This is a genomic window from Microbulbifer mixtoriginis (SeqCode) (genome assembly GCF_052467705.1).
Window position 1 is genome coordinate 418,780 of record NZ_CP174322.1, and the last position, 24,758, is coordinate 443,537.

The 24,758-nt window shown below is 49.0% G+C and carries 22 protein-coding genes and 1 tRNA gene; 15 read left to right on the top strand and 8 right to left on the bottom strand.

Annotated features, from left to right (window positions below; all coding sequences use genetic code 11):
• The first annotated feature begins 117 nt into the window (after positions 1 to 117).
• From ACJJIB_RS01970 to ACJJIB_RS01985, 4 genes are all read left to right on the top strand, one after another.
• Positions 118 to 681: a TFIIB-type zinc ribbon-containing protein gene (locus tag ACJJIB_RS01970; RefSeq protein WP_444887693.1), complete on the top strand. Its 564-nt coding sequence runs from the start codon at positions 118 to 120 to the stop codon at positions 679 to 681.
• 355 nt (positions 682 to 1,036) lie between these two features.
• Entirely contained in the window at positions 1,037 to 1,405 is a 369-nt protein-coding gene (locus ACJJIB_RS01975) for a hypothetical protein (protein ID WP_444887694.1), read from the top strand.
• Between the two features lie 137 nt (positions 1,406 to 1,542).
• Entirely contained in the window at positions 1,543 to 2,496 is a 954-nt protein-coding gene (locus tag ACJJIB_RS01980; protein WP_252084073.1) for a DnaJ C-terminal domain-containing protein, read from the top strand.
• Positions 2,497 to 2,498: 2 nt separating this feature from the next.
• Positions 2,499 to 2,822, top strand: coding sequence for a chaperone modulator CbpM (locus ACJJIB_RS01985; RefSeq protein ID WP_252084074.1), 324 nt, complete (start codon positions 2,499 to 2,501; stop codon positions 2,820 to 2,822).
• Positions 2,823 to 2,825: 3 nt separating this feature from the next.
• On the opposite strand, the gene ACJJIB_RS01990 is transcribed toward ACJJIB_RS01985, so the two are convergent.
• Both ACJJIB_RS01990 and ACJJIB_RS01995 read right to left on the bottom strand, forming a co-directional pair.
• The gene (locus ACJJIB_RS01990) at positions 2,826 to 3,815 is read right to left on the bottom strand and encodes a glycerophosphodiester phosphodiesterase family protein (protein ID WP_444887695.1); all 990 of its coding nucleotides are present in this window, start codon (positions 3,813 to 3,815) and stop codon (positions 2,826 to 2,828) included.
• A 140-nt stretch (positions 3,816 to 3,955) separates the two neighbouring features.
• The gene (locus ACJJIB_RS01995) at positions 3,956 to 4,936 is read right to left on the bottom strand and encodes a calcium/sodium antiporter (RefSeq protein WP_252084076.1); all 981 of its coding nucleotides are present in this window, start codon (positions 4,934 to 4,936) and stop codon (positions 3,956 to 3,958) included.
• A 348-nt stretch (positions 4,937 to 5,284) separates the two neighbouring features.
• Between ACJJIB_RS01995 and ACJJIB_RS02000 the strand changes: the two genes are divergently transcribed.
• From ACJJIB_RS02000 to ACJJIB_RS02015, 4 genes are all read left to right on the top strand, one after another.
• Complete coding sequence (locus tag ACJJIB_RS02000; RefSeq protein WP_444887696.1) at positions 5,285 to 5,533, top strand: hypothetical protein; 249 nt, start codon at positions 5,285 to 5,287, stop codon at positions 5,531 to 5,533.
• Between the two features lie 256 nt (positions 5,534 to 5,789).
• Positions 5,790 to 6,869 carry a 4-hydroxyphenylpyruvate dioxygenase gene (gene hppD / locus ACJJIB_RS02005; protein WP_444887697.1) on the top strand — a complete coding sequence of 360 codons (1,080 nt, stop codon included), beginning with the start codon at positions 5,790 to 5,792 and terminating at the stop codon, positions 6,867 to 6,869.
• A gap of 15 nt (positions 6,870 to 6,884) precedes the next feature.
• Positions 6,885 to 7,445, top strand: coding sequence for a VOC family protein (locus tag ACJJIB_RS02010; protein ID WP_444887698.1), 561 nt, complete (start codon positions 6,885 to 6,887; stop codon positions 7,443 to 7,445).
• Entirely contained in the window at positions 7,442 to 8,449 is a 1,008-nt protein-coding gene (locus tag ACJJIB_RS02015) for a fumarylacetoacetate hydrolase family protein (protein WP_444887699.1), read from the top strand. The genes ACJJIB_RS02010 and ACJJIB_RS02015 overlap by 4 nt, the downstream gene beginning before the upstream one ends.
• Positions 8,450 to 8,543: 94 nt before the next feature.
• On the opposite strand, the gene ACJJIB_RS02020 is transcribed toward ACJJIB_RS02015, so the two are convergent.
• Entirely contained in the window at positions 8,544 to 9,401 is an 858-nt protein-coding gene (locus ACJJIB_RS02020) for a carbon-nitrogen hydrolase family protein (protein ID WP_444887700.1), read from the bottom strand.
• 642 nt (positions 9,402 to 10,043) lie between these two features.
• Here ACJJIB_RS02020 and ACJJIB_RS02025 point away from each other — a divergent pair.
• Both ACJJIB_RS02025 and ACJJIB_RS02030 read left to right on the top strand, forming a co-directional pair.
• Entirely contained in the window at positions 10,044 to 10,781 is a 738-nt protein-coding gene (locus ACJJIB_RS02025) for a YopT-type cysteine protease domain-containing protein (protein ID WP_252084082.1), read from the top strand.
• A gap of 229 nt (positions 10,782 to 11,010) precedes the next feature.
• On the top strand, positions 11,011 to 12,795 hold the full coding sequence (locus tag ACJJIB_RS02030) for a DUF885 domain-containing protein (protein WP_444887701.1): 1,785 nt from the start codon (positions 11,011 to 11,013) through the stop codon (positions 12,793 to 12,795).
• A gap of 106 nt (positions 12,796 to 12,901) precedes the next feature.
• On the opposite strand, the gene ACJJIB_RS02035 is transcribed toward ACJJIB_RS02030, so the two are convergent.
• From ACJJIB_RS02035 to rtcR, 3 genes are all read right to left on the bottom strand, one after another.
• The gene (locus ACJJIB_RS02035) at positions 12,902 to 13,681 is read right to left on the bottom strand and encodes a TSUP family transporter (RefSeq protein ID WP_444887702.1); all 780 of its coding nucleotides are present in this window, start codon (positions 13,679 to 13,681) and stop codon (positions 12,902 to 12,904) included.
• A 133-nt stretch (positions 13,682 to 13,814) separates the two neighbouring features.
• Positions 13,815 to 15,305, bottom strand: coding sequence for a C13 family peptidase (locus ACJJIB_RS02040; RefSeq protein WP_444887703.1), 1,491 nt, complete (start codon positions 15,303 to 15,305; stop codon positions 13,815 to 13,817).
• A gap of 60 nt (positions 15,306 to 15,365) precedes the next feature.
• Positions 15,366 to 16,964 (bottom strand): RNA repair transcriptional activator RtcR, encoded by a 1,599-nt coding sequence (rtcR, locus tag ACJJIB_RS02045; protein ID WP_444887704.1) that lies wholly within the window; start codon positions 16,962 to 16,964, stop codon positions 15,366 to 15,368.
• Positions 16,965 to 17,210: 246 nt separating this feature from the next.
• Between rtcR and ACJJIB_RS02050 the strand changes: the two genes are divergently transcribed.
• The 5 genes from ACJJIB_RS02050 to ACJJIB_RS02070 all read left to right on the top strand — a co-directional run bounded on the left by ACJJIB_RS02050 (position 17,211) and on the right by ACJJIB_RS02070 (position 22,974).
• Positions 17,211 to 18,440 (top strand): RtcB family protein, encoded by a 1,230-nt coding sequence (locus ACJJIB_RS02050; RefSeq protein ID WP_444887705.1) that lies wholly within the window; start codon positions 17,211 to 17,213, stop codon positions 18,438 to 18,440.
• Positions 18,441 to 18,624: 184 nt separating this feature from the next.
• A tRNA-OTHER gene (locus ACJJIB_RS02055) sits at positions 18,625 to 18,693 on the top strand.
• Between the two features lie 374 nt (positions 18,694 to 19,067).
• On the top strand, positions 19,068 to 20,228 hold the full coding sequence (locus ACJJIB_RS02060) for a slipin family protein (protein ID WP_444887706.1): 1,161 nt from the start codon (positions 19,068 to 19,070) through the stop codon (positions 20,226 to 20,228).
• A gap of 394 nt (positions 20,229 to 20,622) precedes the next feature.
• Positions 20,623 to 21,507: a helix-turn-helix domain-containing protein gene (locus ACJJIB_RS02065; RefSeq protein ID WP_444887707.1), complete on the top strand. Its 885-nt coding sequence runs from the start codon at positions 20,623 to 20,625 to the stop codon at positions 21,505 to 21,507.
• Between the two features lie 66 nt (positions 21,508 to 21,573).
• A complete protein-coding gene (locus ACJJIB_RS02070; protein WP_444887708.1) occupies positions 21,574 to 22,974 on the top strand; it encodes an amidase in 1,401 nt (466 codons plus the stop codon).
• Positions 22,975 to 23,217: 243 nt separating this feature from the next.
• Here the strand turns inward: ACJJIB_RS02070 and ACJJIB_RS02075 are convergent, their stop codons facing one another.
• Both ACJJIB_RS02075 and ACJJIB_RS02080 read right to left on the bottom strand, forming a co-directional pair.
• A complete protein-coding gene (locus tag ACJJIB_RS02075; RefSeq protein WP_252084091.1) occupies positions 23,218 to 23,661 on the bottom strand; it encodes an SRPBCC family protein in 444 nt (147 codons plus the stop codon).
• 54 nt (positions 23,662 to 23,715) lie between these two features.
• Entirely contained in the window at positions 23,716 to 24,390 is a 675-nt protein-coding gene (locus ACJJIB_RS02080; RefSeq protein ID WP_444887709.1) for a CHRD domain-containing protein, read from the bottom strand.
• Positions 24,391 to 24,758 lie beyond the last annotated feature (368 nt).

Consider the following 24,758-nt stretch of genomic DNA (forward strand, 5'->3'; position numbering starts at 1 on the left):
TTTGGTAGATAAACGATATTCGGGCTTTATTTACTAGTTATTTATCTGATAAAAACTCTAATCTCGCAGCCCAGGTCTTTAAAAAAGATCTGGGTTATTTTTTATGGAAAAGAAATTATGAAACGCTGTACCAGTTGTAAAAAAGGTGTACTCAAACCAGTTGTCATTGAGCAGTTGTTTCGTGCACATACCTGCTCAAGTTGTGGTGGGAACTGGATTTTGGTTGAAGACTATCTGACTTGGAAAAGAAAAAATCCCGAGTACCAGTTTTCCGATAATATAGCTGTGCTAAATGAAATCGTGGCCGAAGATACCAAGAAAGCTATTTTATGTCCGGTAACAGGCATGATCATGCAGAAGTTAGAAATTACTGCGGCTAGTGAACACCGTTTAGATTATAGCCCTACAGTTGGTGGTATTTGGCTGGATAAGGGAGAGTGGGAGCTTCTGAGAGCTGAGGGGCTTGCTGCTTCTTTGAACTCATTGGTTACCCATGAGTGGCAGAAAAAGGTTAGGGATACTAGGGCACAAGAGACTTTTTCTGAGGTTTATAGAAGCAGATTTGGCGAAGAGCTATATGACAAAGTAAAAGAAATTCGAGAGTGGTTACATTCCCAAGAAAAGAAAGCAGATATTCTTGCCTATTTGACCGCGGAAGATCCTTATTCTGCAGAGCGATAATTACCAGTTTTGTAGTGATGTTACTCTGGGAGCATGATTCATTTTTGTTTCCTTTAGCTGAGTAGTTGATGTTTATGTGCTATTTATGTCGCTAATTGAAATGGCGCATCAATACTCTTTTTTTGGTGTCGTCTTTAAAGGCTGAATCGACATTTAAATTATCCGTATTTGGATTTTATAAACTGATCTATTGGTAATGGATAAAAATTGCATAAAATTGATAAAAGATTCTCAATTTTTTTCGTTAGGATTCTGGAAGCGCCTTTGAAGATTAAAATCTGGATGTTAACCTGATTAAGGTCGCTAATTTGGTTTGCTGCGACAACTAATATATAAAAATAACTAGGTTAGGAAAATGACTATCAAAAAAATTCTATTAGCGAGTTCCCTAATTTTTGCTTCCTCTTTAGCCGTTCCGGCTTTTTCTGCCAATCTTGTTTGCCAACTAAATGTCAAATCTGGCGGCCAAGTGTTTGGAAATGGCACTTCCCACTGTAATGGAATAGATTTCAGTTTTGGAAGCTCCACTTCTGGAAGTTGGAGTATTACCAATATCTCTAAATCTATTGATCGGGTCCATTGGATAAAAGGTTGTAATTCTGGGCTCTCATGCGGTGTGACAGTCAGAGCTTATTCACCCAACGAGGCGCAGGCCTATATCCATTACAAGGATGGAAGTATCGAATATGTAACAGCCAACATGTGGTACGAAACTGGGCATTAAGTTAATACTACGGCGCCGATTGTTCTATCGGCGCTTCTATTTACCAGTGGACATCTACTTAATCAGATAATAGTCGCGTCGATTTTCTCACTTTAAATACGTGGCGAACCCTCTCATCATCGGCTTTTATTAAAGCCATGGAATACAAGGACTATTACAAGATTCTCGGTCTGGAGCGGAATGCTGATCAGGCGGAGGTCAAGCGTGCCTATCGAAAGTTGGCACGTAAATACCACCCCGATGTCAGTAGTGAGAAGGATGCCGAGGAGCGCTTTAAAGAGGTGAATGAGGCTTACGAAGTGCTTAAGGATCCAGAGAAACGTGCGGCCTATGATCAGTTGGGTAGTGGCTTTCAGTCCGGTCAGGATTTCCGGCCGCCCCCTAATTGGGATCAGGGGTTTGAGTTTCACGGTGGTGGTTATACCGATGCCGATAGTGAGGCCTTCAGCGATTTCTTTGAGAGCTTATTTGGGCGAGGCGGATTTAGTCAGGGCTATGGCGGCAGACAGAGGCGCCAGTACAGTGCTCAGGGGGAAAACACCTACGCGCGAATCGCCATAGATCTGGAAGACAGTTATCGCGGCAGCAGTCGGCAGATTACCCTTAAACACACGGTGTTGGGGGAGGATGGGCGCCCGCAACTGCAGGAGCGCACACTAAACGTCAAGATTCCAAAAGGGATTACTGAAGGTCAGCAAATTCGTCTGGCCGGGCAGGGTGAAGCAGGCATTGGCGGCGGTAAACCCGGTGACCTTTATCTCGAGATCATTTTCAACTCTCATCGTCTCTATCATACCGAGGGCCCAACGGTTTATCTGGACTTACCCATGGCCCCTTGGGAGATGGCCTTGGGGGCCAAAGTACAGGTACCAACACCGAGCGGGCCCCTGAAAGTTACCATCCCTGCCAATAGTGATAACGGCAAGAAGCTTCGCCTCAAGGGGCGGGGTATCCCCGCCAAACAACCTGGTGATATGTACATCGTGCTGCAGACAGTTACCCCCTCTGCCACTAGCGATGCCCAGCGCGAGGCCTATCGTCAATTCAGTAAGGCCTTTGACTTTAATCCGCGCCAATCCATGGGGAGCTGATAATGAGAGTTAGAAAGGCCGAACAGGTCACCGGTGTGCTGCTTGATGAAGAGAGTGAACTGAGTTTGAGCGAATTGTGCCGCGCCTGTGAGCTTCCTGCTGAACGTATATTGGCACTGGTGGAGGAAGGTATTATCGAGCCACGTGCGCGCAAACCCCGCTGGCGCTTTAGTGGTATTTGCGTGCGCAGGGTTCGTCGTGTCTACACGCTGGAGCGGGATCTTGGAGTCAATCTTGCCGGTGCTGCGCTGGCGCTGGAATTACTCGAAGAGATAGAGCGGTTACAAGCACAGCTGGCGCGATTAGAACAGCGGCGAAAACGTTAGTGTTTATTCATGGCTGGCTTGTAACAGTGGACCAATGACTTCAATTTTCTCAATCCAGATAACACCGTTGTAATTCTTAGGCAGGAAATTTAAATCCTCTGGTCGGTAGATAGCGGTAAGGCCGCCCTTTTTATCTCGATGATCCAGCACTATGACTAAACTGCCGCTTTGGGCTACCCGGTCGATAAATCGGTTCGGCCAGCCCCAGAGTGCCCAATGCCAGGTATTGGGTGCCATAACAATACTGTTGCGGCAAGCCTCGGGGATATAGCCGCTCCACCCAATCAGCAAATATCCCAGTGCACAATCTTTTGCGCTGTCCCTACTGAAGGCCAAAGCTTTGGGCCTTAACTCCCGTATTCTTGCGATTGGGAGGGGGCCGCCGTAGACCATTAAGCGGGAATCGGAGAGTAGTTTGTGTTGGCGTAAATAGTTATTGAGTAGGTCTGCTTCATTGGGGTCATTACTTTTTATATTGATCAGGAATTGTCGATCTGGGAAGTGTTGCAGAACTTCTTTCAATGTGGGTAGTAGTCCAATGCCCTGGCCGCGAAAAGGGAAGCTTTTTCCGCCATCGAAGGTGTACCCATAGCCGATATCGAGCTTCTTTAGGTCAGTGATGGCATGCTTCCGAGTGACGCCTCTTCCATTTGTACGGCAATCCAAAGTCCAGTCATGAAATACGGCAAATTCACCGTCGGTTGTGGGATGGATATCGAGTTCGACAATATCCGCGCCATGCGCAAATGCTGCTTCCATGGAGGGAATTGTGTTTTCAAGATAGCGGTGCTCAGGCTGGAATATGCGAATAGCCGTACAATCGTCACGCCCTAGATTATCGCGATTGTAGGTTTGGTAGACACCGCGATGGGAAATAAGAACGGGCTCGCCCTGGGGTGTTGGAGCCAACCAGGAAGCATTTAATAGGTAAATAGCTCCAAAGCCGAATAAAGAACCCAACATGCCAACTTTGGCAAAAAAGCTCCGCCTCATAAAAGCATCTCCGTCATTATTTCCCTTGAGGTGCTGCCAATACTAGCTGGCACTGGTCTGGAAGAATGGGCTTTTTGGGGGCAAATTATGGCGAATTCAGGCGGTAAACTTGGGGTGGTGTGAAGCCACCCCAAGTACGGTCAAAGTGCGGCTTTAGTAATGGTGGTGATGAGGTAGCCAGTGTAGATAAGGTAAGCTGTCAAAAGAGCACCGCCTTCCCAGCGGTTGATTCGACCCTGGCCACGAAAGCCATAGGCGAAGACAAACAGGGCCAGGGTCAAGCCGATCACCATGGGCCAGTCTCTGGTGAGTACTTCCGGTGGCACACTGGACATGGGAGCGATAGTGCCGGCAATCCCCACCACGGCCAGCAGATTGAACATATTCGAACCCACCACGTTGCCTATCGCAATATCGTGTTCGCCTTTGCGCGCGGCTACTATGGTGGCTGCCAGTTCTGGTAGAGAAGTACCGAGGGCGACAATAGTAAGGCCGATAATCAGATCGCTAACGCCCAGCGATTCGGCGATGGTCACTGCGCCCCAAACCAACAACCGCGAGCTGACAATCAGAAGTACCAAGCCGGCGACTACCCAGAACAGAGCCCGGCCCAGGGGCATGGCGTGTTCTTCCAGCTCCTCAGCGACCTCACCTTCCAGATTATCGCCTTTGCCGCGCAGGGCGGAGAATACACTCCAACCGATCAAGCCGAAGAAACCCAGTAACAGAATGATTGATTCCCAGCGCTCCAGCTTGTCATTCCATAGGAAGGCGCCACTCAGAAGAGTGATGGCCATTAATAGCGGTAGCTCTTTGCGCACAATTTTCGAATGTACGCTCAAGGGAATTATCAGGGCGCTGAGGCCAAGGATCAGGCCGGTATTGGTGATATTGGAACCATAGGCGTTGCCCAGGGCCAGGCCGGGGCTGCCATCCAGCGCGGCAATGGCTGAAACTACCATCTCAGGGGCAGAAGTACCGAAACCGACAATCACCATGCCGATCAACAGCGTGGGCATACCGGCGTGCTTGGCTGTGGCAGCGGCGCCTTCCACGAAGCGGTCAGCACTCCAGACCAGCACAATAAAGCCGGCGATAATGGCGAGAGCGGCGAGAAGCATAGGCAGTCCTCAAAAGATACAGGCGGATTGGGGCATGACCCGACAAACGGTCAGCGATTGTACCGGCTCTCGGCGTCACAATCAGTGAATTGCTGAGAAGGTAGGCGCGATATCTGTAAAAAATCGAAAGTGTCCCGCCAGTCAGATGGTTCCGCTGCCAGTGTGGGCTACAGTCAATGCATGGCCCGGTAAATCTACGGGATGGCTGAGAGGCTCTGTGCCCCGGTGCGAAGCCCGCTCAGTTGGTGGAGATGTCGGGTATGTTTACGCGGGTCGCACAGAGCCATGGGCGGCGGATTCCGCGACATCCATGTCACCGGCCACTCGCCGGCTAGTTAGGAGGCCTATATGCAATTCAAAGCTTCAATCGGAATACTGGCGGCTGCGCTGGTGCTGACCCTCTCCGCTTGTGAACAGAGGAAAAAGGAAGAGTCCATGGAGAAAGGCGGGATGGGCACTGCTGAAACTGGGTGCTGCCAGCATGCAGAAAGTGCCTGCGCCGGGGATGTTACCAAATCCCAGTGCGACCAGATGAGCGGCAAGTTTCATAAAGAGCATATGTGCCGCACCGATACCGGCAAGTGCGCTCGTAAATAGCATCTGCTGCTGAGGGTGCGGTACAAGCCTGTGCTGCGCCTCTCTTTCTCACCTGAATCGCTTATCTAGCGGTCCTTTTTACAATTCACGTGAATGCATAATCCCCTCATGTTCAGTGACTGAATACTGCCTTTGGGTACGTATTCCTGGCCCCCTTGACATTAGTTACATCTGCAACTAACTTCCTTTGCGCTAGAAATTAACCAGCGCGCAGCCCCGATAAATGGCGCCGCGATGATAAGAGACGGAGGACTGCATGGCCGACTTATTTGAGAACCCGATGGGTTTGGATGGCTTCGAATTTGTAGAATTCACTGCGCCGGAGAAAGGCATTCTCGAGACTGTGTTTAGCGCCATGGGCTTTACTAAGGTGGCCAGCCACCGCTCTAAAGCCGTGGAGTTGTGGCGCCAGGGTGATATCAACTTTGTCACCAACTACGAGCCCGACAGCCACGCCTACTACTATGCCCAGGAGCATGGTCCCTCTGCCTGTGGCCTAGCCTTCCGGGTGAAAGATGCCAAGTTTGCCTACGAAGAAGCTCTGCGCAAGGGCGCTCAACCGGTAGATGTACAGACAGGCCCTATGGAGCTGAAACTGCCGGCTATCAAGGGTATCGGTGGTGCGACTCTGTACCTGATCGACCGCTACGAAGATGGTGAGTCCATCTACGATATCGACTTTATCTGGGAAGAGGGCGTTGACCGTCGTCCGGAAGGTTGTGGTTTCCACACTCTGGATCACCTTACCCACAACGTGTATCGCGGCCGTATGGATTACTGGGCCAAGTATTACGAAGACCTGTTCAACTTCCGCGAGATCCGTTACTTCGACATTAAAGGCGAATACACCGGCCTGCTGTCCAAGGCGATGACTGCACCGGATGGCAAGATCCGTATCCCGCTGAACGAAGAAGCAGCTGGTGGCGGTGGCCAGATCGAAGAGTTCCTGATGAAGTACAACGGCGAAGGTATCCAGCATATCGCCTTTGCTTGTGATGACTTAATTGCCTGTTGGGATCGCCTGAAAGAACGCGGTATGGAGTTTATGACCCCGCCGCCGGACACTTACTACGAAATGCTGGAAGAGCGCCTACCAGGGCATGGCGAACCTACCGAGGAATTCCAGAGCCGCGGCATCCTGCTGGATGGCACCACTGAGGGCGGCCAGCCGCGTCTGCTGCTGCAAATTTTCTCTGCCAATATGCTCGGCCCGGTATTCTTCGAGTTTATCCAGCGCAAGGAAGACGAAGGGTTCGGCGAGGGCAACTTCAAAGCCCTGTTTGAATCCATTGAGCGCGACCAGCTCAAGCGTGGCGTCATTAAAGAAAAGGAATAACAATCGGAGGCTTCTATGGGCATTAAGCGCATTCACCACGTGGCGTATCGCTGCAGGGACGCCAAGGAGACGGTGGAATTCTACCGCGATCTTCTCGGTATGGACTTCCAGCTGGCCATTGCCGAAAACGAGGTACCCTCAACCGGTGAGCCGGACCCTTACATGCATGTCTTTATGGATGCGGGTATGGGGAATGTGCTTGCCTTCTTCGAAATTCCCAACTCCCCGGAGATGGGGCGCGATGAAAATACACCCAAATGGGTGCAACATATCGCTTTCGAAGTGGAGTCTATGGAAGAAATGCTCGCGACCAAAGCGCGACTGGAAGCGGCCGGGGTCGACGTACTCGGCCCTACCAATCACACGATTTTCCAGTCTATCTATTTCTTCGACCCCAACGGCCATCGTATAGAGCTGGCCGCCAATACCGCCAAGCCTGGTATGCACAAAGAGCTGAAGCGGGTTGCTGAGGATATGTTGGAAGAGTGGTCGCGTACTAAAAAAGCCCCAAGGCACGCCGCCTGGATGCACGGGGAAGAAGAGTTTGTGGAAAAAACTGAAGGGGAGGCACAGTGAAGTTAGCCAGCCTTAAATCCGGCCGCGATGGCCAACTGGTTGTTGTTAGCGATGATCTTACCCGTATGGTGCCGGCCGGCGATATCGCTCCCACCATGCAGAGTGCATTGGACAACTGGGCAGCCGTCAGTGGCGAGCTGGAGAAGCTGCACGAGCGTTTGCACAACGGCGAGATTGCCGGAGAGCCATTCGAGCAGAGCCTGTGTGCATCGCCTCTACCGCGCGCCTATCACTGGGCCGATGGCAGTGCCTATGTGAACCATGTTGAGTTGGTGCGCAAGGCTCGCGGTGCCGAGGTGCCTGAGAGCTTTTATAGCGATCCGCTGATGTACCAGGGGGGCTCTGATACCTTCCTGGCCCCGCGCGAGCCGGTGACCATGCCGCAAAGTGAGGGCTTTGGTATCGATTTCGAGGCGGAAATCGCCGTAATCACCGACGATGTACCCATGGGAGTATCCGCCGAGGATGCGCTCTCCCATATCAAATTGGTAATGTTGGTGAATGACGTTTCCCTGCGTGGATTGATTCCTGCGGAGTTGGCTAAAGGTTTTGGCTTCTACCAGTCCAAACCCTCCAGTGCTTTCTCACCGGTATGCGTGACTCCAGAGCAGCTGGGTGAAAACTGGCGTGAGGGCAAATTGCACCTGCCACTGGTCTCACAACTGAACGGTGAGAAGTTTGGTGAGCCCAATGCTGGTGTGGATATGACCTTCCACTTTGGCCAGTTGATCGCCCACGCGGCGAGGACCCGCCCACTCTGTGCGGGTACTATTATCGGTTCCGGTACCGTATCCAATAAGCTGGATGGCGGTCCCGGCAAACCGGTAGCAGAGGGTGGAGTTGGCTACAGCTGCATCGCTGAGATCCGCATGATCGAAACCATCCAGAATGGTTCACCTAGTACACCGTTTATGGATTTCGGCAACACTATCGCTATCGAGATGTTCGATGGTGAAGGTCAGTCTATTTTTGGGCGTATCGAGCAGACAGTGGAGAAGGTTTAATATCACCTTTTTGCCACAGTTTATGTCGTAAAAAAGGGGCAACCGTTAGGTGGCCCTTTTTTATTTAGACACCTTTTATTTAGATTGCTTTTAGTTAGACCCCAAGCCGACGCATGGAAAGTAATGGCATTTGCCGCCGTATATTGGCCAACTTTTCAGCTTCCAGTGTGGCAGTGATGACTGCTTCACCCTCGCCGGCTTCGGCCAGAATTTCACCCCAGGGATCAATAATCGCGGAATGTCCCCAGGTACGTCTTTTCTCCGAGTGGGTCCCCCCCTGATTGGCTGCAATTACAAAGCAGCCGTTCTCAATCGCACGTGCCTGCAACAGGGTCATCCAGTGTGCCCGCCCTGTGGTGTGGGTAAATGCCGCAGGCACCAAAAAAATCTCAGCACTGGCTATGGCTAGCTGGCGGTAGAGTTCGGGAAAGCGCAGATCAAAACAGATACTGAGCCCCAGAGCCCCCCAGGGCGATGTCGCCACACAGGGCTCGTTGCCGGGTTCAATACTGGCGGATTCACGATAGCTGCCGGTAGCGTCCTCAACTTCCACATCAAATAAATGTATTTTGTCGTAGCGAGCCAGCAAAGCGCCTTGATCGTCGAATAGCAGGCACGCTGAGCGGCTGCGCTTCCCCTCAGTAGGGCTACCGTCGGCTCGCTCCAGTAAGGGTATCGAGCCTGCGACCAGCCAGATACCCAGCTCCTCTGCCCAATTTGCAAGGGCGTGTTGAATGGGTTGTCTATCTGCGTTGGCTTTACCAGAAATGCAAAAAGGTTCGGCCACGGAAAAACTACCTTTATCTGAGAAATGCGCAAAGTTTTCCGGCAGTAGTATCAGTTGCGCGCCGTGCCCGGCAGCTTCCACAAGTAGTTTGTAGGCCTGTGAGAGATTATTTGTAACGCTCTCGCCACTGACCATTTGCACTGCTGCAACACAAAGGCTTTTCACTAAGGGTCTCCTTTTTCTCCAGTTTTATTACGGAGTATTGATAAAGCCAAAACCTGATAATGAGAATGAAATGTAACAGAATGATAATTCTCACTTTGCTAGCCCCACTTATCTTGAGGCGAACTTTGGATAGGGTGAACCCCATATTGGTTTAACAAGCTCTTTTTAGTGTAGGTCCAGTTTCGTAGGGGGATGGCTACTGAAATTTCTCAATCGTTTTCTGCAAAAATTTCCCTCTCCATTTTTTCTTTATACTTTTTAAGCAATTAAAAAACTGGGTGGTTTTGTATATGGTCTTAGCAGAAATGGTAATTCCGAGGGAAAGCCCTACCAATTAAAATTTCAGCAGTAATTTTTAAAATCTTACTATCTGTTTTTATCGTGGTTGAACAAAAAAATACCACTATAGCCAATAAAATTTGGCCAGCACCATTTAAAACCTCCCTTCAAAATAAGTATTTATGCGGCCTGGAAAAAGAGTGCCAGAGTCGATTTAAAAAGCTTTTCTATTTCCTGTTGGCGCTGAAACTTTTCTGCTTCAATGCCGGCCCAATCTGATAAGTGGCGTAGAAAAATTCCACGAAATTTTTAAAAGGGATTTTAAAAGCGCTTTTCTTGCCTAGTAGAAGTGAGAGAATAAAAATGCCTATTTGGGTCGACAAAACCATTCTTACCGTAACTGGTACACGTGTACAGCCCGTGCAGCAGGCGGTGCCCAGATACAATGGAGTAATTGTCAAGGACTTTAGCCAATGCTTCGATCCGGTGAAGGGGTTGATCACCATGCATGAAGATACTGCTGGTGGTGTGTGTGAATCCCTCTCGGCTTTTTGGATGAAGTATCACTCTGAAGGCGGTACTTTGTGGAGCTGGTTATACCCCAATAACACGCTCGATGAGCGCCATCTCTATCATGTGATGACTTTACAACAGGCAGGCATGCACGATGATCAGGATCGGATTACCGAAGCCTGGTTGGGGGTGCAAAACCTGTATCCTGTCAGTCAGAATATTTTTGGGGGGGCTTTCCCCAATGGGCGTGGTGGTAATACGATTCGTGGTATTAATAATCCGCGCAGAGCCAATGGGCAGAGCGGTTTGTTCTCTCCCAATGCCTTGGCTCGGGAAATTATTCTCGATCAAACGGGCGGAGCGGGCTGCTATAAAAAAATCAGCCTGGATGGCACTTTCGCCGGTCACACCATGGCTGCCTGGGTAGCGCAAGACATCGCCTTCTTTGATCCGAACTTTGGCGAATTCTGGTTTGAATCCCGCGCTTCATTCTTTAATTGGTTTACCCAATCCTTCTGGTATCAGTCCATGTATTCCGCCGGTTTGAGTGGTGGCTTTGCTATTCGCTCTTATGCGCGCAGGGGCTAATTAGTCACCGATAGTGTGGGAGTTGCAGCCACTGCGGCTCCCACAGTCCTCTCAATTCACACCATTTTATGTAATCAATCATCAACCACCTCGTCCTCAAGTCACGAACTATCTCGGTTTCAGAGTCACGGAAAACAATCTTGCAGTGTGTCACTCATGTTAAGGTTGGCCGATCATAACGAATATCAATTTCGATGAGCATAAACTTAGCGATTAAATGGAGAGCAGCGTGAAATCCGGCAAGGCCCTGGCAAAACACTTTAAGCGGCTATCTGGCGTTATCTTGGCCACTTGTGTACTAACCCCAGTATCTTGGGCCACAACGGCAACAGAACAGCTCCAGGATGTGATCGAAGACCACTGGCAGTATCGTCTGCGCGAGGATCCAATTACTGCGGGACGTATGGGGGTGTCGGACTATAACCGTCAGTTGCCGGGGGTGACTGCTGAGGATAGAGCGCGTCGGTTGAAGTCCGAGCAAGAATTGCTTCAGCGCTTGCAAACGATAGACGCTAGTGAATTAGCGGATTCGGACAAGGTTAATCGGGAGTTGCTCACCTGGGTACTGGAAAACTCCATCGAGGCCAATCAGTTATTCTTGAAGCGTATACCGCTCAATACCTTCTCTAGTTTTTTCGGCACGGCCCTGGATGCGCATAGTGGCCTGGCGATGGCCAGCGTTGCGGATTATGAGGATTACATCGCTCGTATCCGCGAGTTTGGCCGCTTCTTCGATGAGAATATTGCCAATATGCGCGAGGGTATTCGCACAGGTTTTGTTTTGCCCAAAATAGTGGTGCAAGGCATAGCCCCCACGGTGCGAGCCCAGGTTTATAAAGACCCAACTAAAAGCAGCTTGTATAAGCCATTTGCGGAGATGCCTGCTGCAATTACTACTGAAGAGCAGCAGCGCCTGCGCAATGCCGGCAAAGAAGCCATTGAACAGGTGGCTATTCCGGCTTTTGACCGTGTAGCAAACTTCCTTGAAGGGGATTACCTGAAAGCCGCCAGTGAGACCCTTGGGGCTGAACAGCTGCGTGGTGGTAAGGATTACTATCGCTACAACATCGGCTATTACGTCACCTTGGATATGGATCCAACGGAAATTCACCGCACAGGTTTGGCCGAGGTGAAGCGTATTCGTGCGGAAATGGAAGCGTTAATAAAGGAATCTGGTTTTAAAGGTAGCTTTGCGGAATTTACTCACTTTCTGCGTACGGACCCCCAGTTCTATGCCAAAACGCCGGAAGAGCTGCTAAAGGAGACTGCCTATATCTCTAAGCGAATCGACTATGTGTTGCCGGAGTTCTTTAATCTGCTGCCACGCACCCCCTATGGCGTCGTTCCGGTACCCAGCGAAATCGCGCCCAACTACACCACGGCTTCCTATAATCCTGCCGCTATCGGTGGCACCCGTGGTGGGGCCTATTGGCTGAATACACACGGCCTGGATCAGCGCCCCTTATATGAACTGCCTGCACTGACCTTACACGAGGCGGTACCCGGTCATCACTTGCAAGGTGCTTTGTCTCAGGAACTGGAGAATGTACCGGACTTCCGCCGTGAACTTTACTTAAGCGCTTTTGGTGAGGGATGGGCGCTTTACTCCGAGCGCCTTGGCAAGGAAATGGGCTTATATACAACGCCTTATGAACACTTTGGCCGTCTCAGCTATGAAATGTGGCGTGCGGCACGTTTGGTGATCGATACCGGTATTCACTCTCAGGGCTGGACTCGCCAGCAGGCGCTCGATTTCCTCTCCAGTAATACCTCGCTATCTCCAGCGAATGTACGTGCAGAAGTGGATCGTTACATATCCTGGCCGGGCCAAGCCCTCTCTTATAAAATGGGAGAAATTAAGATCCGCCAGCTACGCGCTCAAGCGGAAAAGGAGTTGGGAGAAAAATTTGATCTGCGTGCTTTCCACGATGCACTGTTAAAAAATGGAGCCCTACCGCTTTCCATGTTGGAAGAGCAAATGCAACGGTTTATTGCGGAGCAGAAAGCCACTTAAAGAATATTATTTTGCAATCCCACTCTTCATTGTTAGAGGGGGATTGCAAGAATAAGCCGGCGTATAACCGGCAAATTATTGATACAAGCGGTAAAGCAGCTTTTTTTCAGATAAAACCTATCCATCCCATAGCGTGTGCGTATTTTATTAGCATCCCGCTACACATCAGTACGACTACCCCTCTCAAATAGGTGGGGTTGATTTTAAAAAGGCAGTGTGACCCTATCCATGCACCTATGACTTGTCCAGCCATCATCAGGATACCTATAACCCACACCACTTGCCCTGCAACTAAAAATACCAATAAAGAGGCTACGTTGGTGGAGAAGTTAAGAGGCTTTGCCATTGCGGTGGCGGTCAATAAATCTTGTCCTCGGCAAGCAATGCCTGACAAAGTGAAAAATGACCCAGTCCCAGGCCCAAACATGCCGTCGTAGTATCCAATAAATGGAATTACCCCATATTGATATTTCTTGCTAGATAATTTTGGTTCATCATTATTCTGGGCTATAGCCGGAGAAATCAGAAAGTAAATAGCAATAAATAACAGTACTATAGGGATAACAAAAGATAATATGTCAGTATTGATAAGTTGTACGGCTATGGTTCCAATAGCGGCTCCAATAAAGGCGGATAGCATCAACCTTTTAATCCCATCCCAGCTTACTTTTTTACCCCTAATCATCATATAAGTGGCTGTTGCTGTACCGATACTGCCTTGTAATTTATTGGTACCTAAGGCAGATAGTGGCGGAACACCGCTTAAGATTAAGGCCGGAACGGTTATCAGGCCGCCGCCACCCGCTAATGTGTCGAGTAGGCCGGCAACAATAGCAACGAAAAATAAGATAAGTAATAACTCTGTAGAGAAGCTAGCGAAATCCAAAAAGATACCTCCTTTCGCCTACTGTTAGATTTATTAGCTAATAAAGCCTGAATATTTTTTACAGGAAGAAGCATTTATAGATTTCCAGCCAAACTAATAAGAAATAACTTATTTCTGACGAAGAAATACCCATCTAATTTGCTTTCTCTTTCCCCTGCCACCACATCAGGAAGTCCTCTCCCACTGAATACTGGGGCAGGGAGTGACGGCTTCTGCTAATTTCCTGCTCCTGCTCCATTTCGGTTACTTTTAATTTTGTAGCTTCAAACCAGGCTTCAGGATTGTCTACACCTTGGTTAAGGGCCTCACCGTAAAGGGCTGAGCTAAACCAGGTGCGCTGAGAGTCGTCACTGCAACCAAAGGAGCTACGGTCGGCAGCAGCTGAAGTAAAGATTACTCTGTTGGGGTTATTTAAAGCTTCTATCCACTGTCCGGAAAAGCAAGCCGAAATTATGATCCATTGGTGCTGGGCGTTAATATTGTCTAGCCACTGTTGCCCATCTTTTAGAGATAGGTCGTTAAGTGGTATTTCACCTTCGGCAATTTTGAAGTCTCCATTGCGAGCACCATGGCTTACAAGGTGCACCAGAAGCAAATCTTCTTTGGGGTCCATCAGTTGGTCTAAAGCTGTTAGACTTTCCTGGATACTGGTTCGAGTGGCCAATGGAAAACCGTAACCGCCACCGTTACTAAGGCGCAGCAGTCGCTGGTCGATATCAAAAGCTTCATCTAGGCGTTCTGCCACCCACTCCAGCTCCCTTGCAAATACCGGAGAGGTACCATCACCACCTACTAGTAGTGTGTAAATATCACGGATGCCGGGTCTTTGTGGGGGCAGTGCGTTTATAGCATTTCGTAAGCGTTCACTCTCACTGTAGAGGCGGGTTTCCGCTTGGGCGCCGGGTATATTTGCCAGTGCGCGCCAAGCAGCTTCGCTAGGGTAATAAATACCTTCGGAGAAATAGCCAGGTTTCTCGATAATGTTGCCTTCAGCATCCCTACTAATTTGTTTACCTTCCCCCTCAGCTTCCCCATAGCTGAATGTGGCATGGATCACAGTGCCGTCAGGCTGAGTGAGTTCACCCTCGCCAGAGTATGAGCCGTACTCAAAGCCGCCGGTATAACGATAGCCATCGCTATTCGAGAAGTTGCCTTGTATTAAATAGCCGTTTTCAAAAGTGCCCTGATAAAGGCTGCCATCATCGGTACTGAGTTTGCCTTCGCCATGAGGGTCAAAAGCCAAAAATTCGCCATTGTAAATGTCACCGTCATCCCAATTTAACGTACCGTTTTTTAGCTCCCCTTCAAGGAATTCACCTATCCACACAGTTCCATTGCAGGTATAGCGACCTTTGCCGTGGGGCTCCCCATTGAGAAACTCGCCTTCATAAGTACAACCATCATTTCCGGTTAATACGCCTTCGCCCGTCATGCGACCTTCTCGAAAGTTGCCACGATAAAGGCTGCCATTGGGCCATTCGAGTTGGCCCTGCCCATGAAATAGGCCGTTTAACATATCGCCCTTGTATACCGAGCCATCTGGCAAGGCGGTTCCGCCTGCAAACTGAGTTGGCTCGCAGGCACTGAGTAAAAAAATAAGCGGGAAAAAGTAGATAGATCTCATTCCATGATCCAGCATCAGGGTTTAGGAATGAGACTAACAAAAAATGGTGCCAGGCGGCCTCTATGTTTTATTCAGTTGGTCGAATTTAAGACCGTATTTATCTAAAAGTTGGCGTATCCGGTGAGAGTCGTTATTGGATTTTTTTGCTGTGCGGCTTACTTGGAACAGTTTGCGTCCGGCCGCCGCCATAGAGTTGGACTCCTCACAAACTTGAATCAGTCCCGCCAGCTTGATCTGCTCGTAGTAATCCATCTGTTCGATGCGGTCACGGCCCAACAACGTTTCAATACGGGCCAAGGGCAGTGATGACTTATTCTGTGGGCTTTGCCACTTAATCTGTAATCTGTGAATTTCCTCCTCCACTACCTGGGTCGTGATACGCCCGCCGTCGGCGAGGGTGCCCATGCGCAGGATACTGGCGTTAAGATCGCGAAAGTTCGCTGACCAGCTGGCCTCTACCGAGCGGCCAAAGTTCAGGTACCTCTCCCGCGCCGCTTTATTGAAGCTCACCAGGTGGCCAGACTTTGTGGAGAAGGCTTCAAGCTCAAAGTCGATATTGGGTTCCAGGTCTTCAATACGCTCACGCAGAGAGGGTAGGCGGTAGGTCCATAAGTCGATACGGGCCAGCAGGTCTGCACGAAACTTACCCTCGCGACTGAGCTGTACTAGATCCCGGTTGGTGCCAGCGATCAGCTGAAAGTGACTGCTCACCTCTTTATCTGAGCCAAAGGGCATAAAGCGCTTGTGCTCTATGGCCCGCAGTAGCATTGCCTGTTCGTCCAGTCCCAACTCGCCAATCTCATCCAGAAATAGCAGACCCTTATCCGCCTCCATTAATAGCCCAGGGCGGTGTGTGGTGGCACCGGTAAAGGCTCCTTTGCGGTGGCCGAATAGGGCGGACATGGCATTCTCACCACGCAGGGTGGCGCAGTTTACTGCTACCAGGCCTCCTTCCAATTTTCCGCGTTGTTTACGTAACTCATAGACACGCTGGGCCAGCTGGGATTTTCCTGCCCCCGTCGGTCCTGTAATGAGAATGGGCGCATCGGAGCGAATAGAGACCTGCTCTAACTGCTCGATCATCTGGTTAAAGGCCTGGTTGTTGGTTTCGATACCGCCTTTCAGGTAGGTAGTGCCCTCCTGGTGTTCTCGCTGGAAACGTGAGGCAATCTGGTCGTACTTGGATAGATCCAAATCGATAATCTGGTACTGATCCGGCAAATTACTGTTTTTCTGTGCAGGAGAAGTTTGCAGCAGGCGCCCAGGGAAATAACCGGCCTCTGTGAGCAGGTAGAGACAGATCTGGGCCACGTGGGTGCCAGTTGTGATATGTACCAGGTATTGCTCCTGATCCGGCTTAAAAGCGTAATCGCGGGCGAAATCCAGCAGGTTGCTGTACACACTCTCGAAATCCCAGGGGTCATTGAAGTTGACCCGGTGATGGACCACGTTGGTTTCAGGGGAAATACGTGCAATGTCCTCAGTGACCTGGTCTGCCAGGTTTTTCGAGTGGTTGTCGAAAAGGAGCTCAAGCCGATCGATCAGCAGGTCATCGTGCTGGCACATAGAGATATTGGGGCGCCACTTGTCCCAACGCTTGTCACTTTTACCGCGCCGGTCTTTAGTCGTGCCGAGAATACTGATAGCTACTGTTTTCATACTATCTAAAATAATAAATAGCTATCTTAAAAGATAGATTTTATAAACATCGTACTGGGCTAACTATCGCTTAGAATGCTACCTATAAAATAATTTTTTCATAAAAAACAATGAGTTACAGAAATTTGGAAAGTTTCTGCAAAAGTTGGCACTCAATTCGCTATATCAATGGCAAAAGAAGCGCGTGAAGTGGTAACGCGGTTTCATGAGATTCTTGGTTTCATGAGATTCTTAAAGGAGCGAGAGATGAAGCCATTGCCGTATGAAGTGATGCAGGCAGGTGGGGTACCGATTAAGTCCTGGACCTTAGGTGTGCCCTTTGAAGAAGAAGCCAGGGCTCAGCTTAAAAATATTTCGCAGTTGCCTTTTATCCACAAGTGGGTGGCGGCAATGCCCGATGTACACCTGGGCAAAGGCGCCACCATTGGCAGTGTGGTACCCACCCTGGGAGCGGTAATCCCCGCAGCTGTGGGTGTGGATATTGGCTGTGGCATGATGGCAGTCCGCACCAGCCTCACTGCAGCACAGCTGCCAGACAACCTGGCGGGCGTCCGCAGTGCCATTGAGCGCGCCGTGCCCCACGGCCGCACTGGTCGACACCGGGGTAGGGGTCGGGATAAGGGTGCCTGGGAGAATCCGCCGGACGATGCACTTGCCGGCTGGGCGCCGTTGGCAGAGCAGTTTGAGGCGCTGAAAGAGAAGCACCCAGTATTGAAAAATACCAATAATATCAATCACTTGGGAACGCTTGGCAGCGGTAATCACTTTATTGAGATGTGCCTGGATGAGCAAGGCAGCGTGTGGCTGATGTTGCACAGTGGCTCTCGTGGTGTGGGTAACCGTATTGGTACCTACTTTATCGAAAAGGCCAAGCGGGATATGGAACGCTGGCATATCCACTTGCCCGATAGTGACTTGGCCTATTTCCCCGAGGGTAGCGAGCATTTCGATGACTATGTGCAGGCGGTGGAATGGGCGCAGGAATTTGCTCGCATCAATCGTGAAGTCATGATGGTACGCACTATTGGCGCGGTGAAGCAGGCACTGGGTATGGATTTTGAGGCGCGCATGGAGGCGGTAAACTGCCATCACAATTACGTTTCCCGCGAACAACACTATGGCAAGGAGGTACTGGTAACGCGCAAGGGCGCTGTAAGGGCGCGTGTTGATGAAATGGGCATTATTCCCGGAAGTATGGGGGCCAAGTCTTTTATTGTGCGGGGGTTAGGAAACGAGGAAAGCTTCTGCAGCTGTAGCCATGGTGCCGGGCGGGTGATGTCCCGCACCAAGGCGAAAAAACTGGTATCCCTGGAAGAGCATCGCGCGGCTACTGTCGACGTGGAATGCCGTAAAGATGAAGGTGTGATCGACGAAACCCCATCGGCCTACAAACCTATTGAGAAGGTTATGGCAGCACAAAAAGATCTGGTGGAAATCGTTTACACCCTCAAGCAGGTAGTCTGTGTCAAAGGATAGTTAGCACAGGCCAGGGATAAGGCGTTTAATAGTGAGGAATGTCGGAAGTTATGCCTAAAGGGCAGGCTCTCCGCAATCAAGTTTGAATGTTTGTGTTCCAGTCAGCGGAGCCGGTTCTGTATGCCGGCCTGGCACCCCCGACGCTGGCGGTAGGTGTACCCACTGGGGCAATCTTCAAACGCCTACTTTGTAGCTCAATTGGTAGAGCAACCGTTAAATCGGTTTGTTACAGGTTCGATTCCTGTCAAAGTCACGTCGCCTGGAAAGCGACCTTAAGGGAAGGCGAGAGCCTGGGGTTCGAGTCCCCACAAAGAAGCCCTCTTTGTTGAAATCTATCCGGGGCCTACAGTGCCTTATGGTTTCGGTTATTGGGAATTGCAGCAATAGCTAGCCATAAAGGCACGCCGGCGGCAGTGTCGCCTTGCGTGGGTTTACGCTGTGCGTGTGGATTACAGCATTTGCATTGATTCTATTTTGGCCAAGGATGTTGGCTTCGTTACCCAGGATGGGTGCAAGAAGAACTTTGCAGAACCGCTGTATTTTGCACCCTCTGTGTATAAGCGTTGGGCCACTCTGAGATCGAGTGGGCCCCACCCTAAAGGAATAAAATGATAAGAGATCGGAGAAATGAAGTCTCTCTTTAAAATATGGAAGATTGTCAATGTGGCTGATAACGAGCGAGCACTACTGTTTCGCCGCAGCCGATTTGAAAGGGTGCTGCCACCAGGGCGTCACCGTATTTGGCTGCTCTCAGGTGATGTACGGGTGGAGACCTATGATATTACTGAGGTGGTTTTTGATGCGATTAAAGCAAAATTCCTGCTGAATACTTATAGCGAAGTGTTAGGTGAATATTTGCAGTCCTACGAATTGTCTGATCAACAAGTCGGACTTTTCTATCGGGATGGTAACCTGGTAGATATCCTTCCCCCTGGTTCATACCGGGCCATATGGAAAGGAGGGGAAACCGTTCGTGTAGGTATTGTGGATATTTCCAGGGAATACACCATTGATGACAATGTACTGGGGCTTCTCGGTCGCGGTGCCTGCGCAAGCCAAATACGCATCGCTGCTCAGGCAGTAAGCTATAACGAAGTCCCCGATGAGCATGTGGGTCTTTTAGTTGTCAATGGAAAGTTGGAGAAAGCGCTGCAGCCGGGTCGTTATGGATTTTGGAAATACAATCGCTCTATCGCAGTGAAATCGATAGACATGCGCCTGCAAACTATTGAAGTGAGTGGCCAGGAAATTCTAACCAAAGATAGAGTTAGCCTGCGTATCAACTTAAGTGGCAGTTTCAAGATTACAGATCCACAGCGGGTGGCATTGAAGCTCAGTGATTATAAAAACCATATTTATCGTGAATTACAACTAAGTTTGCGTGAAGCGGTGGGTACCCAGACTCTGGATAGCTTATTAGCAGATAAAGATCGACTGAATATTGTTATTGCAACGGCTATCCATAAAAAACTAGCGCATTATGGTATCGAGATTGTCAGTGTCGGAGTGAAAGATATTATCTTACCAGGCGACATGAAGATGATTCTTAATCAGGTAGTGGAAGCTCAGAAGGAGTCTGAAGCGAATTTAATAAAGCGTCGTGAAGAGACCCAGGCTATGCGTTCCCTGCATAACACTGCCAAGATGATGGATAACAATCCTACATTACTGCGTCTAAAAGAATTGGAATCCTTAGAAAAAGTCAGTACACGCATCGATAAAATATCAGTTTATGGCGGCCTAGAAGGCGTGCTTAATGATTTGGTGAAGCTGCGTCCAACAGCTTAAGGTAGCAAGCTATCAAGTAAGCTTTGAGTTTTAAGGACTTAGGCAGTGACTAAGATAGACGGTGCTCAGGGGAAGGGCTGCAGACAGATTTTGCGGACTTCCCTTACTTTGTCCTTATGACTGGGAATGCCGGTTCTTATTAAAACTATTCGTGCAGGCCGTAAAAGCCTGGCCTTTCAAATCGTATTGTCACCGCTATTGTTGACCAGTGGAGTAAGCAAATTATGCTTTGAACCCTGTGTCTACAATAAAAAAACCATTTTAGATTTTTCCAAATAGAATTTTTTGTCGACGTTAATACGTATGGGTGCAGGAAAAGAAGCTAGACGAAGATATAAATACTGGCTGTAGATTTTTCATGAGAGATCGGTTCAAGGGCTACTAAAGTAATCCGATGAAGAAGTTAGATAAAAATAGAAATAAAGTAACTCAAGCAGCGCAGTTAATTGAGGAAAATCTTCATAGAAATTTGAAAATCACCGATATTGCTAATCATGTCCATCTATCGCCTTTTCATTTTCAACGATTGTTTTTTGCTTATATGGGAGAACCTGTGAATCGCTATATTGCTGTGCGCCGTCTGGAGACCGCAGCATTGGAACTCACCAACACTCCAAACATCAACTTACTGCAGCTTGCAATAAATTGCGGTTTTCAAACCCATAGCGCTTTTTCTCGGGCATTCAAAAAACAGTTCGGAATAAGCCCCTCTGCTTTTCGCAATTCTCCCGAAGCCGCGGAAACAGGGGTGCAACAGGGCCGCCCGTATTTGATCAATCAGCCGCCGCGCCAGGTGATTGAGCCAGTCGAGATCGTCACTCTACGACCATTCTATTTCCGGTTTCAGCAGTCGAGAGGAACCTATGAAGGCCAGTTTTTCCACAAGAGTGATTTAGATATTGGTGCATATTTTTTAGCGCTACTCAAAGAGACAGTGCCACCGGATCAATTCTTAATGAGCTGTTTTCCTAACACGCCCCAGATGCTCAATGATGATACCGTTACAGTTTGGTACGGTGGAGCCTACTCAGAACGCCCGAACAACAACAAAAGCTATAATTGGCACATGTTCGACGCTGGAACATGGGCGGTCTTTGAACACTGGGGGGATTACAAATTCCTCTACCAAACTTGGAACCAGATTTATCGCAACTGGCTTGCTCAGACAGCCTATAGGCTGCGTGATGAATTTCCGTTCGAAGCTTATTCGGGAACACCGAACTACATCGCCCCAGCAAAACAACTCACTCGTATTTATATTCCACTCAGAAAAGCATGATAGGAACAGCAGGTTTCCACTTTACTTGCTAAATTCGTCCGGAACAAAATTGTTCGGGATTAAGCCATGCAACTTCATCAATACCCAGCCACCCAGATTTGTGCAGCCTTGTCGGCAGGGGATATCCAGGCCAAAGAGGTAATACACCACCAGCTAGAACGTATACAGCGCCTCAACCCGGTGATCAATGCCGTTGTAACACTTAATGAAAACCAGCCTACAAGTAACATGCGTCCGTTGGCGGGTTTGCCCATCACCCTGAAGGATCAAATTTACTATCGAGGGATGGCCTGCACATTCGGGTCGGAACGTTTCAAGGGGTTCCACCCTACCCAAACCGCATCTGCCGTGGAACGACTGCTGAATGCCGGTGCACAGGTTATGGGTAAAACGAATCTCCCGCCTCTCTCGATGGACTTTCAGTGCAGTAATACTCTATTTGGCACCACTAACAACCCTTGGAATTTAGAATACACACCGGGGGGGAGTAGTGGTGGCGGCGCAGCTGCGATAGCGGCGGGGATGAGCTTTGTCGATATTGGTACAGACTTGAGTGGGTCTTTGCGTATCCCCGCCTCATTTTGTGGGGTGTTTAGCCTTCTGCCGAGCGAGGATGCCATTCCCATTGATGGGACTATGCCAAACCAGGCTGCACCGCTGAAGCATTTTGCTCGAATAGGGCCGATTGCCAGAACTTGCGATGACTTGGACTTGGTATGGACACATATGAATAACCAGCCAGACGTTGGGCAGAAAGAGTTTAAAATGCCAAAGGTCAACTGGAGTGTCGATAGCGGCGGGATTGAAGTTTGTAAGAGCATCGTTAAATGTTTTGAAAATGCGAAAAACGCATGGGAAGAATCTGGGGTTCACGTAGTACAGGCTCAACCAAAAGATTTCGATTTTAAACGGGCACGTCGCGCATTTGGTGAAATTATGGGGTTTGAAACAAGCGCTTTAATGTCGGCGCCTGTACGTTTTCTTTCCAGCATTCTTGGGCGTGCAAGTGCGCGCCGTTCACCAGAATTCATCGCGAATGTCATGCTTGGCTATCGCCACAATAAAAGCCGCCTTAGCAATGCAATTGACGAAAAAAAGATATTGTCTGATGCTATTGATGCCTTTTTGGCAGATAACAGTGTATGGGTGTTGCCCGTTACGGCGACTTCGGTGTTTAAGCATATGGCGCCAACCAGCGATCGCAATGGTGTGCGTGATTACGCCCTCCCTATGTATATCAATGAGCAACCGGTAAATTATTTTGATGCGATGGCAGCCTTTACAACGCCGATTTCACTGACGGGTCATCCTGTTGTGACCTTACCAATAGGATTTGATAGGAACGGGCTTCCGGTCGGAGCACAGCTGATCGGCCTTAAAGGCCAAGAGAAAGATCTTATCGAAACTGCGAAACGCTTACATAACATTCTGAAACCACACCAGTGTCCCATGTTTACGAATGGCTAATAGTGGTTTCTTTGTGCCAGTTAATCGGTGTGGCTATCGATTTGTGGTAAGAGGATGAGGGTTAGTGGCGAGAGGTAGTCGGTAAAAATTGAAAAAATATGTGTCAACAGTAGGTAAAAGGGCATTGATATGCCCTACATCTTTAGGCATTCATTGCCCTAACTTAATATTCTATTGCAACGGTAACGGCAGAATTCACCAGATTTTTTTGTGAAATCTGTCCTTATAGGGCCGTCTATATCGCTAGTAGCTGTTTGGCTTGCCGGCCCCATCTTTGAGGTAATCCTGAAGACTTTCCTGCAGGTAATAATCCCAGCCACTTTTACACATATCCCAACATTTCATTTCTGGGGATAGACCAATATGGGTAAATTTAATCAGAGTTCCCGTATTCTCCTCAGAAAATTCGAAACGCAGAGTACTGCCTTTCCACTCCTCGGGGTCATCTACGTTATCTGAAACCATATTGGATTCAGTACATTCAAGCTCAATCAATTTCTCGGGCTTCAATATTTTGGCGCGAAAGACCCAGTAAGATTGACCTTTGAAACCGGTTTTGGCGATGTCACCCACCTTTAGGAAGGGTGCGCTTACCGGTGTCCACCACTGGGACATTTTTTCGGTTACTGCCTTGTAAGCATCTTCCCGGGAACTTGGGCTAAAAAATGATGTAGTGTAGTTGGACATCACCGTTCTCCATAGGGTCATCGAAGCTGGGTCTGGAAGGCATTGTAAAGAATGCTATTTACCTTTCATTAGCAATCCAGAGATTTCACCCTTGGGATCTAGTTTGCTGTGCATATTAATAAAGACCTTTCCATCCATTAGCGCTTTTCGATAAGGCTCTTCCACCATCCATTTACCCATAATAAATCCACTGGTGCCCACGGAGCATTTCTTTTCCAGTCCGTGTTTATCCTTATCGGTTTTGGTCTTGGGCCAATCGGGAACCATGCCGGGGTTTGTCGGCATTCCACAGATAGTTTGGATAATCGGACCGCTCGCTTTGCCGGGCTTGCAGATAGGCGGCTCTTTGCCATCGCCAGCGCATTGCATATGGAAATGCGACATCGCTACCCCACCGGGTGATAGATCGCTGTAGCCAACCATAAAACTCAGCATATGTGTCTGGTTGTTGTAGGCGCCAATAAAGAAGCCACCCGCATCTTTAGGGGTTTGTGGATTCACCTTTTTACCGAGCATATTTTCGTTAGCGGTGGTCAGGTCGGCCTTAAAAATGGTAAACCGCTTGTCATCTCCGGCATCGGACCAGGCTTTCTCGCCAGATCCATGTTTGGCAGTTGGTGAGTCTTTTTCTTTTTTATTGTGGTTATCTGCAGTGGTGAAAGTGGAATAGGCCAGTAAAAACATCGCCATTATTAAATAAGCGATTTTGGGTAATGAACTGAGTTTCATAAACCTCTCCTCTATATTGAATCGATCTTGTTATTACCTATACGAGAAATTTAATGCCAGACGCTTAATAGCGCTTATATTCACTATGAAGATCGGTGTAGATCATGGATGGCTGGCGATAACTACTTGTAGCATATGTGCTTGGTTCTGGCCGTTTAGGGCCAATTTAGGAGACAGTATTTTTTACTGGGTATCTTGGGGAATAAAGGAATTCGTGGAAACGGGATATCCGGCTTCACATGAAGCGATGGGTATAGGGAGGATGCAGCCGGAAAAAAAATTGGGGTTATCGAAAAAAATTATTAACGTGCATTTTCGCTAAATTTAAAATACTGGATACAGTGATTGCTCATCCGTACCCAGTGACT